At 44.6% G+C, this 11,746-nt stretch carries 6 protein-coding genes; 3 read left to right on the top strand and 3 right to left on the bottom strand.

The window, feature by feature from the left end; all coding sequences use genetic code 11:
- Window positions 1–5: 5 nt before the first annotated feature.
- Window positions 6–959 carry a 1,4-dihydroxy-2-naphthoate polyprenyltransferase gene (gene menA, locus IAE45_RS11395; protein WP_081119193.1) on the top strand — a complete coding sequence of 318 codons (954 nt, stop codon included), beginning with the start codon at window positions 6–8 and terminating at the stop codon, window positions 957–959.
- Window positions 960–1,295: 336 nt separating this feature from the next.
- Here menA and IAE45_RS11400 read toward each other — a convergent pair whose 3' ends face one another.
- A complete protein-coding gene (locus tag IAE45_RS11400) occupies window positions 1,296–2,258 on the bottom strand; it encodes a biotin--[acetyl-CoA-carboxylase] ligase (protein ID WP_081119192.1) in 963 nt (320 codons plus the stop codon).
- A gap of 432 nt (window positions 2,259–2,690) precedes the next feature.
- On the opposite strand from IAE45_RS11400, the gene rpoB reads away from it, so the two are divergent.
- Together rpoB and rpoC are read left to right on the top strand one after the other, a co-directional pair.
- The gene (gene rpoB / locus IAE45_RS11405) at window positions 2,691–6,308 is read left to right on the top strand and encodes a DNA-directed RNA polymerase subunit beta (RefSeq protein WP_008381746.1); all 3,618 of its coding nucleotides are present in this window, start codon (window positions 2,691–2,693) and stop codon (window positions 6,306–6,308) included.
- Between the two features lie 87 nt (window positions 6,309–6,395).
- A complete protein-coding gene (gene rpoC / locus IAE45_RS11410; RefSeq protein WP_325123421.1) occupies window positions 6,396–10,046 on the top strand; it encodes a DNA-directed RNA polymerase subunit beta' in 3,651 nt (1,216 codons plus the stop codon).
- 212 nt (window positions 10,047–10,258) lie between these two features.
- Here the strand turns inward: rpoC and IAE45_RS18920 are convergent, their stop codons facing one another.
- Entirely contained in the window at window positions 10,259–11,179 is a 921-nt protein-coding gene (locus IAE45_RS18920) for a hypothetical protein (protein ID WP_325123422.1), read from the bottom strand.
- A gap of 32 nt (window positions 11,180–11,211) precedes the next feature.
- Window positions 11,212–11,676, bottom strand: coding sequence for a helix-turn-helix domain-containing protein (locus IAE45_RS18925; RefSeq protein ID WP_233619025.1), 465 nt, complete (start codon window positions 11,674–11,676; stop codon window positions 11,212–11,214).
- Window positions 11,677–11,746: the final 70 nt, after the last annotated feature.

Genomic DNA, 11,746 nt, shown 5'->3' on the forward strand with positions numbered 1-11,746 from the left:
GAAAGATGTCTCTTTCAGTGTTTTTAGAAGTAGTGGAGATCCGTACCAAAGTGGCCAGTGTCTTCCCCTTCATTATGGGTGCATTGTTCTCGTTGGTGTATTTTCATGAATTTCATCCGTTGAATACCGCAATCTTTTTTCTGGGGATGCTGCTGTTTGATTTGACGACGACGTCCATCAACAATTATATGGATTTCAAAAAAGCCAAATCAGAAACCTACAAATACCAGCACAATGTGATCGGGCGAGAAAACATCTCAGAAGCTACTGTTCGCAATCTGATTTTTGCGATGTTGGCAGGAACCTTACTGATCGGTCTTTACTTGACCTTTGTTACCGGCTGGCTGCTGCTAGTGATGGGGCTGGTGGTTTGTTTTATCGGGGTCTTTTATACCTTTGGCCCCATTCCATTATCGCGGATGCCTTTAGGTGAGGTGTTCAGCGGCGTAACGATGGGATTAGGGATTTTTGCCATCACGATCTATATCAATACCATTGATCAAAAAGTGTTTTATCTGGCACTGGATTTTGCGAACGGAACCTTTGGCTTAGTAGGGAACCTCTGGGCCGTGTGCGCCATCGTGTTGGCATCCTTGCCGTTGATTTTCACGATTGCTGACATCATGTTAGCCAATAACTTACGGGATCTGGAAGCCGATATCGAAAATCACCGCTACACGCTGGTGTACTACATCGGTCGCGAAGCAGGTATCCGTCTGTTTCAAGGAATGATGCTAGCTTCCTACGCCGCTATTTTATTGGGCCTCTTGTTTGGTCTCTTCCAATGGCCGATTTTGCTCGTGTTTCTGACACTGCCGAAAATCCACCAAAATTTGAAAGAGCATCAAGCCAGCCTGCCCCACCCACGTAGCTTCGGCTATTCGATTAAAAACATGATTTTATTCAACAGCAGCTATGCCTTGGGCTTGCTTTTGTGCCTGCTGTGGCAATTGCTATAAAAGAAAAGATCGACCCGCTCTTGAAAGAGCAGGTCGATCTTTTTATGTGGGGAATGAAAGAGCGCATGAAAACTGTAGAAAAGACATGATAAAAGAACGAGCATCCTACTTAGTATGAAAAGATGAGGCTCGCTTTCTTTGCGATCCTGATTGCAACAGTAAAGTTTTGGTGACAGTGGCTAAACCCGATAGAAAGGGGAGCTGCCTAGGTTGTTCTTTTGTATGACCCCTCGGAATAAGCAGGTCTGTTTATGGAGTGTTTGTGTTTACGCTTGCTGTGACTGATTCCCTGGGAAAGCTTCGAATCAGCAAGCTGGTTTGCGACTTTTCGCAGCATCAATACCGTTCCAAACTGATTTCTCCAGAAGAAAGCACCTTGCGCTCCGTCGCTGTTTCCACCACCAATTCACCGGTGTTGGTAATGTCTTTGGCAATCCCTTCATAGGTCACCCCTTGTTGCGTAAATTGAACGGTGCGGCCCAAAACGAAGGATTTTTGCCGATAGCGGGCCATATAATCCATGTCAGGCAGTTGTGCCAACAATTGGAAGAACCGCCGCCAAATTTCTTGGATCAATACTGCTCGAGAAAAGGTCGGATACTCTTCACCAGGAAAGAGTGAGGTCGCTTTTTCCCGAATCTCTGCAGGAAACTGCTGTTGCGGAATCGAAAAACTGATGCCGATACCGATCACAACCGAAGTAATGCGGCCTGTTTCAAAGTCACTGGTTGCTTCAGACAAAATACCGCAGATTTTTTTTCCATCTAAGTACAGATCGTTGACCCACTTAATGGCCGTTTCCTTCATTAGAAGGGCGTCGATGGCTTCGGCGACTGCCACCGCCGCCAAAACGGTATATTGTGGCAATTCTTGAAACGCTTGGTTTGGTTTTAAAAGCAAGCTCATATAGATCCCTTGTTTTTTCGGTGAGAAAAACGGACGTTCGAAGCGGCCGTGACCGCCTGTTTGTGTTTCGGTCAAAAAAAGGGCGGGGGTTGCCAGTCCACTGTCCAAAGCGGCAATCTTGGCTTCTTTCATGGTGGATTCAACAGCATCCTTGATTTGAATCGTGGGGATCATCGGCAAGGCGGCTGCAAGTGCTGCTTGATCGTAGCGATCATCCGAGACAAAGCGATAGCCGTTGGCCAAGTGTTCGAAATGATAGCCTTCTTTCTCGAGTTCTTTAATGGCTTTCCAGACTGCTGTACGAGAGATCGACAAGGCTTGGGCCAGTTTCTCTCCAGATAGCACAGTATCTTCTTTTTGTAATAAGGTCAGTATTTTTTCTTTTGTCGTCATAAGGATATCCTTCCTAATGTTTCACGTGTAACGTTTTCGTTAGCATAGCAAGAAATCGGCAAAAAGCAAAGTAGTTTCTTACGAAAAACAGTCCCCACCAGCCTGTTTTTTTCTTTAGAAAATCTTAGGAAATGGGTGCGTCAGAAAAGCATTGTAACTTCCAATGAAAGCTTGACAGGAAAGTGCTTCATCTGTATAATAAGGAGTTGCAAAAACTATCTGAACGAAAAAAGCAGAAACGAAATATTGTCCGTTTCGGCTTAGGAATAAGGAAACAAAAGTAGAAAATGCCCAATGCATCCGTTCTATTTTTGGTTTTTTTTTGCCTAAAAGCCGCAAAAAATGCTTTCTGTAACCTATATTTAATATTTGTTACAGTTTTGTAAATAATCGGATAGCCTTTTTGAAAGACTTTATGAAGAGGTGAAGAGCTTGGCTGGACACGTAGTAAAATACGGAAAGCATCGCGAACGTAGAAGTTTCGCACGGATCAGTGAAGTATTAGAATTACCGAATTTGATTGAAATTCAAACCGACTCTTACCAATGGTTCCTAGATGAGGGCCTAAGAGAAATGTTTGAAGATATTTTGCCAATCGAAGGATTCAACGGTAACTTGTCCCTAGAATTTGTGGACTATGAATTGAAAGAACCAAAGTACACAGTAGAAGAAGCCCGTGCCCATGATGCAAACTATTCGGCACCATTACATGTTACTTTGCGTTTGACGAACCGTGAAACCGGGGAAATCAAATCCCAAGAAGTATTCTTTGGTGATTTCCCATTAATGACTGAACAAGGAACCTTTATCATCAACGGGGCAGAACGGGTTATCGTTTCTCAGTTGGTCCGCTCTCCAGGTGTATATTTCCATGGCAAAGTCGATAAAAATGGCAAAGAAGGCTTTGGTTCAACCGTTATCCCTAACCGCGGTGCGTGGTTAGAAATGGAAACTGATGCCAAAGATATCTCTTACGTACGGATTGACCGTACCCGTAAAATTCCTTTGACGGTCTTAGTCCGTGCCCTAGGGTTTGGTTCTGATGACACGATCTTTGAAATTTTCGGCGACAGTGAATCATTGCGCAACACGATCGAAAAAGACTTGCATAAAAACGCAAGCGATTCTCGTACCGAAGAAGGATTGAAAGATGTTTACGAACGTCTTCGTCCAGGCGAGCCAAAAACAGCAGACAGCTCACGCAGCTTGCTGAACGCACGTTTCTTCGATCCAAAACGTTACGACTTAGCAAATGTTGGTCGTTACAAAGTAAACAAAAAATTAGACTTGAAAACACGTCTATTGAACTTGACCTTAGCAGAAACCTTGGTTGACCCTGAAACAGGCGAGATCATTGTTGAAAAAGGCACTGTTTTGACTCACCAAGTCATGGAAACATTAGGCGCATTTATCGATAATGGCCTAAACAGCGTAACGTACTATCCATCAGAAGATGGGGTCGTGACCGAACCAATGACCGTCCAAGTCATCAAAGTCTTTTCACCAAAAGATCCAGAACAAGAAGTCAACGTGATCGGTAATGGCTATCCAGATACTGCCACACGTACCGTTCGTCCAGCAGACATCATTGCTTCAATGAGCTACTTCTTCAACTTGATGGAAGGCATCGGCAATGTCGATGATATCGACCACTTAGGAAACCGCCGGATTCGTTCTGTTGGTGAATTATTGCAAAACCAATTCCGGATCGGGCTTGCTCGGATGGAACGTGTCGTGCGTGAACGGATGTCGATCCAAGACACCGAAACCTTGACACCGCAACAATTGATCAATATTCGTCCAGTTGTCGCAAGTATCAAAGAATTCTTTGGTTCTTCTCAGTTGTCACAGTTCATGGACCAAACAAACCCACTGGGTGAGTTGACCCATAAACGTCGTCTATCTGCCTTAGGACCTGGTGGTTTGACGCGTGACCGTGCCGGCTATGAAGTCCGAGACGTTCACTATTCCCATTATGGCCGTATGTGTCCGATCGAAACGCCTGAGGGACCAAACATCGGGTTGATCAACAGCTTGGCCTCTTATGCCAAAGTCAACAAGTATGGCTTCATTGAAACACCATACCGTCGAGTTGACCGCGAAACAGGCCGTGTTACTGACAAGATCGATTACTTGACTGCCGATACCGAAGACCACTACGTTGTGGCCCAAGCAAACAGCTTGTTAAATGAAGACGGCTCTTTCGTAAACGACGTTGTTATGGCGCGTGCTACTTCTGAAAACTTGGAAGTATCGATCGATAAAGTCGACTACATGGACGTATCACCAAAACAAGTAGTCGCAGTCGCAACCGCATGTATCCCTTTCTTGGAAAACGATGACTCCAACCGTGCCTTGATGGGTGCCAACATGCAGCGGCAAGCAGTACCATTGATCAATCCGAAAGCACCTTGGGTTGGTACTGGTATGGAATACAAATCAGCACATGACTCAGGAGCTGCTTTGTTATGTAAACATGATGGGATCGTAGAATACGTGGATGCAGCCGAAGTGCGCGTTCGTCGTGACAATGGCGCATTAGACGTTTATTCTGTTACCAAATTCCGTCGTTCAAACTCAGGAACTAGCTACAACCAACGTCCATTAGTGGCACTTGGTGAAAAAGTGGAAAAAGGCGATATCTTAGCAGATGGCCCATCTATGGAACAAGGTGAAATGGCATTAGGACAAAACGTCTTAGTCGCATTCATGACTTGGGAAGGGTACAACTATGAAGATGCCATCATCATGAGCCGTCGATTGGTGAAAGATGATGTTTACACTTCTGTCCATATTGAAGAATATGAATCAGAAGCCCGCGACACAAAATTAGGACCTGAAGAAATCACTCGCGAAATCCCGAACGTTGGGGAAGACGCGTTGAAAGACCTAGACGAAATGGGGATTATCCGCATTGGTGCGGAAGTCAAAGATGGCGATCTGCTTGTTGGGAAAGTCACTCCAAAAGGGGTAACGGAACTTTCAGCAGAAGAGCGTTTGTTGCACGCAATCTTTGGTGAAAAAGCCCGCGAAGTGCGTGACACTTCTCTACGCGTGCCTCACGGCGGCGGCGGAATCGTCCACGATGTTAAAATCTTTACCCGCGAAGCTGGCGATGAATTGTCACCAGGTGTGAACATGCTAGTTCGCGTTTATATCGTTCAAAAACGGAAAATCCATGAAGGGGATAAAATGGCCGGACGTCACGGAAACAAAGGGGTCGTTTCTCGCATTATGCCAGAAGAAGACATGCCTTTCTTACCAGATGGCACACCAGTCGATATCATGCTGAACCCATTAGGGGTACCTTCTCGGATGAACATTGGACAAGTATTAGAGTTACACTTAGGAATGGCTGCGCGTCAACTAGGCATTCACGTGGCAACACCAGTCTTTGATGGTGCCAGCGATGAAGATGTTTGGGCAACGGTTGCTGAAGCAGGAATGGCCAGCGATGCCAAAACAGTGCTTTACGACGGACGTACCGGCGAACCATTTGATGGCCGCATCTCCGTTGGTGTCATGTACATGATCAAATTGGCCCACATGGTCGATGATAAATTGCATGCCCGTTCCATTGGACCTTACTCATTGGTTACTCAACAACCATTGGGAGGAAAAGCCCAATTTGGTGGACAACGTTTCGGAGAGATGGAAGTTTGGGCACTGGAAGCATACGGTGCTGCTTACACCTTGCAAGAAATCTTGACCTACAAATCAGATGACGTGGTTGGTCGTGTGAAAACATACGAAGCGATCGTCAAAGGGGAACCAATTCCAAAACCAGGTGTACCAGAATCATTCCGCGTATTAGTAAAAGAATTGCAATCACTGGGTCTAGACATGCGTGTCCTAGATATCGATGATGCAGAGATCGAACTACGTGATATGGATGATGACGATGATGATTTGATCACCGTTGATGCCTTAACAAAATTTGCGGAGCAACAAACAGCCCGTGAATTAGAACAAAAAGCACAAACAGAAGCTAAAAATGCCGCCGACGCGTTGAACCAACAAATCGAGACAGCAGAAGATCGCTTGCAATAATAGACGGCCCTCGCTATTTCCGCCACCAGCGGAAATAGCCCCCGTTCTATCGGATATGTCCATGAAATGAAATGGAGGGAACCTTTTTTGATCGATGTAAATAAATTCGAAAGTATGCAAATCGGTTTGGCTTCTCCTGAAAAAATCAGAAGCTGGTCTTATGGTGAAGTAAAAAAACCAGAAACCATTAACTACCGTACGTTAAAACCTGAACGCGAAGGGTTGTTTGACGAGCGTATTTTCGGTCCAACCAAAGACTGGGAATGTGCTTGCGGCAAATACAAACGGATCCGCTATAAAGGCATCGTTTGTGACCGTTGCGGCGTGGAAGTAACACGTTCAAAAGTGCGTCGTGAACGCATGGGACACATTGAACTAGCAGCACCAGTATCACACATTTGGTACTTCAAAGGCATTCCTTCACGGATGGGTCTTGTTTTAGACATGAGCCCACGTGCATTGGAAGAAATCATCTACTTTGCTTCTTACGTAGTGATTGAACCAGGAAACACCAGCCTTGAGAAAAAACAACTATTGACTGAACGGGAATACCGTGAAAAACGTGACCAATACGGTCAAGAATTTTCAGCAGCAATGGGTGCCGAAGCCATCAAACAATTATTAGATGGCGTTGATCTTGAAGGCGAAGTTGCTGAATTAAAAGAAGAATTGAAAAACGCGACTGGTCAAAAACGGACCCGTGCGATCCGCCGTTTGGATATCTTAGAAGCGTTCCGTGCTTCAGGAAACAAACCAAGCTGGATGGTCATGGACGTTATCCCAGTTATCCCGCCTGATTTGCGCCCAATGGTGCAATTAGAAGGTGGACGTTTTGCCACAAGTGACTTGAACGACTTGTATCGTCGTGTAATCAACCGTAACAACCGTTTGAAACGCTTGTTAGACTTGAATGCACCAAACATCATCGTTCAAAATGAAAAACGGATGCTGCAAGAAGCAGTCGATGCGTTGATCGATAACGGTCGTCGTGGCCGTCCAGTTGCAGGTCCAGGGAACCGCCCATTGAAATCTCTTTCTCACATGTTGAAAGGGAAACAAGGTCGTTTCCGTCAAAACTTGCTAGGAAAACGGGTCGACTACTCAGGTCGTTCAGTTATCGTCGTTGGTCCATTCCTTAAAATGTACCAATGTGGTCTGCCAAAAGAAATGGCGATCGAATTATTCAAACCATTCGTGATGCGGGAGCTTGTTTCTCGTGAAATCGCGTCAAACATCAAAAATGCCAAACGCAAAATCGAACGTCAAGAAGACGAAGTTTGGGATGTTTTAGAAGATGTCATCAAAGAACATCCAGTGCTATTGAACCGGGCACCTACGCTTCACAGATTAGGTATCCAAGCATTTGAACCAGTCTTAGTTGAAGGCCGTGCCATTCGTTTGCACCCACTTGTTTGTGAAGCCTACAATGCCGATTTCGATGGAGACCAAATGGCCGTTCACGTACCATTGAACGAAGAAGCGCAAGCAGAAGCACGTATGCTGATGTTAGCAGCCCAAAACATTTTGAATCCAAAAGACGGAAAACCAGTTGTAACACCATCTCAGGATATGGTCCTAGGGAACTACTACTTGACGATGGAAGAAGAAGGCCGTGAAGGGGAAGGCATGATCTTCCGTGACATGGACGAAGCAGTTACGGCATGGCGCAATGGCTACGTGCATTTACACACACGGATCGCCATCAATCCAAACACTTTAGGGGACAAACCATTCACGTCTGAACAAAAACAACGTTTGATGGTAACAACAGTGGGTAAAGTGATCTTCAACTCGATCATGCCCCCAGAATTCCCATTCTTGAACGAACCGACAGACTACAACTTGACGGTTCAAACACCAGACAAGTACTTTATTGAAGCTGGTACAGATGTGCCTGCCTTCATCAAAGAACAAGAGCTTGTTGGCCCATTCAAGAAGAAAAACTTAGGAAACATCATTTCAGAAGTCTTCAAACGTTTCCGCATCACTGAAACGTCACGCATGCTTGACCGCATGAAAGACTTAGGATACAGCCATTCAACAATGGCGGGTATCACCGTTGGTATCGCTGATATCATGAACTTGCACGAAAAACATGAAATCATCGACAATGCCCACAAACAAGTAGAAACGATCACGAAACAATTCCGTCGTGGGTTAATTACCGATGACGAGCGTTATGAACGAGTTATTGGTGTTTGGAATGCAGCCAAAGATGAAATTCAGTTAAAACTGATGGAATCATTGGAAGCGAAAAACCCAATCTTCATGATGTCTGATTCCGGTGCCCGTGGTAACATCTCCAACTTTACTCAGCTTGCTGGGATGCGTGGATTGATGGCCGCTCCTAACGGACGTATCATGGAATTGCCGATCATCTCAAACTTCCGTGAAGGTCTATCTGTCTTAGAAATGTTTATCTCGACCCATGGTGCCCGTAAAGGGATGACCGATACCGCCTTGAAAACAGCCGATTCCGGTTACTTGACACGTCGTCTCGTTGACGTTGCCCAAGATGTCATCATCCGTGAAGACGATTGTGGCACTGACCGTGGTCTAGATATTCAAGCAATTCGCGAAGGAAACGAAATCATCGAATCCTTAGAAGAACGTTTAGTTGGTCGTTACACTCGTAAATCAATCATCCATCCTGAAACTGGCGAAGTGATTCTTGGGGTCAACCAATTGATCACCGAAGACCTAGCCAAAGCAACGGTGGATGCTGGCATCGAAACAGTATCGATTCGCTCTGTCTTTACATGTAACACCAAACATGGTGTATGTAAACATTGTTATGGTCGCAACTTAGCCACTGGTTCTGAAGTTGAAGTTGGGGAAGCAGTCGGTACCATCGCTGCCCAATCAATCGGTGAACCTGGTACTCAGTTGACCATGCGTACCTTCCATACCGGCGGGGTTGCCGGAGACGATATCACACAAGGTCTCCCTCGTGTCCAAGAAATCTTTGAAGCCCGTAATCCGAAAGGACAAGCGGTCATTACCGAAGTTACCGGAGAAGTCATCGATATCTCAGAAGACCCTTCAACTCGGACCAAAGAAGTGACCATCAAAGGGGAAACCGATACGCGTACGTATACCGTTCCTTATACTGCCCGGATGAAAGTAGCAGAAGGCAACTTTATACATCGTGGTGCACCATTGACAGAAGGATCGATCGATCCAAAACAACTGTTACAAGTTCGCGATGTCTTGTCTGTTGAAAACTACCTATTACGAGAAGTTCAACGCGTTTACCGTATGCAAGGGGTAGAAATCGGCGACAAACATATCGAAGTAATGGTTCGTCAAATGCTGCGTAAAGTCCGCGTCATGGATCCAGGTGATTCAGGCATCTTACCAGGAACATTGTTGGATATCGCCGACTTTAAAGACCGCAACTACGACACTTTGGTAGCCGGCGGCGTTCCTGCAACTAGCCGTCCAGTCCTATTAGGGATCACGAAAGCATCCTTGGAAACCAACAGCTTCTTGTCTGCTGCGTCCTTCCAAGAAACCACTCGTGTGTTGACCGATGCAGCGATCCGCGGCAAGAAAGATCCACTTCTTGGATTGAAAGAAAATGTTATCATCGGTAAGATCATCCCAGCTGGTACTGGTATGCCTCGTTACCGTGAAATGGAACCAAAAGAAGTAACAGTTGCCAGCGAAAATGTCTACAGCATCTCAGACATCGAAGCACAAATGGCTGCTGAAGACGCATTGAACAGCCAAAACTAATCAATGCCCAGCACCTGATTGACTCAGTGTGAAGGAAAAGCTTGTCATTCTTCGGAATGGCAAGCTTTTTTTGTTTATATTATAGAAATGAATGTTGTTAGGTCATATGTGCAAAAGAAATCACCTTCGAAAGTATGATGAATCCCGACATGCGCTCAAATTGTTCTTTGGCGTATGTCATTCAACTCTTTCGAAGGTGCTTTTTTGGTTTATTAGTTTTCCTCTTGCCGTTCTTGCAGCATCCGAATCCCCTTTTCCTGAACCTGCCGAGCGATAAACGCCAAATCATTCGAAGTCAGGTTGATGTCTGCATAATGAAACACATTTTTTCTGCAGGAGGGGGTCAAATTGCCGATGATCAAATCATAAGTCTCGTCCAGTTTGGTCAGAGAAAACGAGTCCAGAGGATTTAAAATCGTGATTGTTAGCTGATAAGGAATAAACTGTTGGATTTTCGTCTGGATAAATTCCGTATGGTAACTATTTGTATCATAAAACAAAGCTAAGCGAAAGTCAGCGTGGGTATCGATGATTTCTTTGGCGAAATTTGGAAAAGAGGTATGGAAAATATAAATTAGGTAATTGATCGTACTTGGTCGAATGATTGGCAAATTCGAATGGGTCAAAACCTGAACGATGTCTTGATTGACTGTCTGTTGGACCAAATCACAGTTATTGACAAAACGAGCAAAGCGATCATCCAAGATGCAGTAAGGAACCTGCAAGTTGATTCCAAGAAAATAGGAAAAGACGACGGCATCCAACTTCTCTTCAAAATTGGCTTCATGATAGTTGTATTTTTTAAATATACGCTTGGTCATTTGATAAAACTCTTGTTTGGTCTCGCGAAAGACAGCGGGGTCTTGACCGATATGGGTTGTGATATAGCCGACCATTTTCTCGACGTAAGCACGACTGTAGCCAGTAAATTCGCTTAAATCGATTTTTTCTAAGAAATATTCGATGTGGTTCCCATTGGGATTGGAAGCGTATAAGCGATCGCGCTTCGTGTTGATATAGATTACAAAGGCAATTTTTTTGATGTCGGAAAAATAAAGTTTTAAGGGTGTCGCAGCAGCCATGATACGGGCGATCTTCAAGAAATCCTGCTCTTGGTTAATGTTGGCATCCACAAATTCATACTGGTACTTCTCTAAGAAGAAAATCAGAAAAATTGGCGAATATTGTTTTCATTTCCTTTTAACTGGATGGGTTTGGTTGCGATGAAGAAATCATACGGTGCCAGAACCAAATTGATCCTCTTGATCAAACGAATGATCGATGACTTGCTTAAATTTAATTCTAGTGCCAGCATGTCATAACTAGTGAAACTTGATGAGAAGAGTAGTTCTAACAATTGAAACGCAGACGAGCGATTTAAAAACTGGCTGTATACGTCTAGTCGAGTAGCGAAAGGCTGCAAGTGTAGGCGAACAGCTGAATAATCGTCAAATTGTAAGTCCAGAAACGAAAATTCATTGTCGATTTCCGCGATATAGGTTTTCGCTGCAGACATTGAAATGGAAAATTTCACTGCCAAATCGTGAAGACTCGTCCCCTGATCGTCTAATAAATACTCAATCAGCTGTAGTTTCTTTTGTGTTGTAGATGATAACAATTTCCGTAACATGATTGCCCCTGAGCCCCCTTTTAAGTAAATAGTATCACGTTTTTACATGTATTCAAAAAAATTGCGTGTT

This window comes from Enterococcus sp. S53 (assembly GCF_016516865.1).
Lineage (GTDB): Bacteria > Bacillota > Bacilli > Lactobacillales > Enterococcaceae > Enterococcus_D > Enterococcus_D innesii.

Bases quoted from the DNA above. Each gene is read 5' to 3' on its own strand.
- menA (WP_081119193.1), top strand. From the start codon at position 6: ATGTCTCTTTCAGTGTTTTTAGAAGTAGTGGAGATCCGTACCAAAGTG.
- IAE45_RS11400 (WP_081119192.1), bottom strand. From the start codon at position 2,258: ATGACGACAAAAGAAAAAATACTGACCTTATTACAAAAAGAAGATACT.
- IAE45_RS18925 (WP_233619025.1), bottom strand. From the start codon at position 11,676: ATGTTACGGAAATTGTTATCATCTACAACACAAAAGAAACTACAGCTG.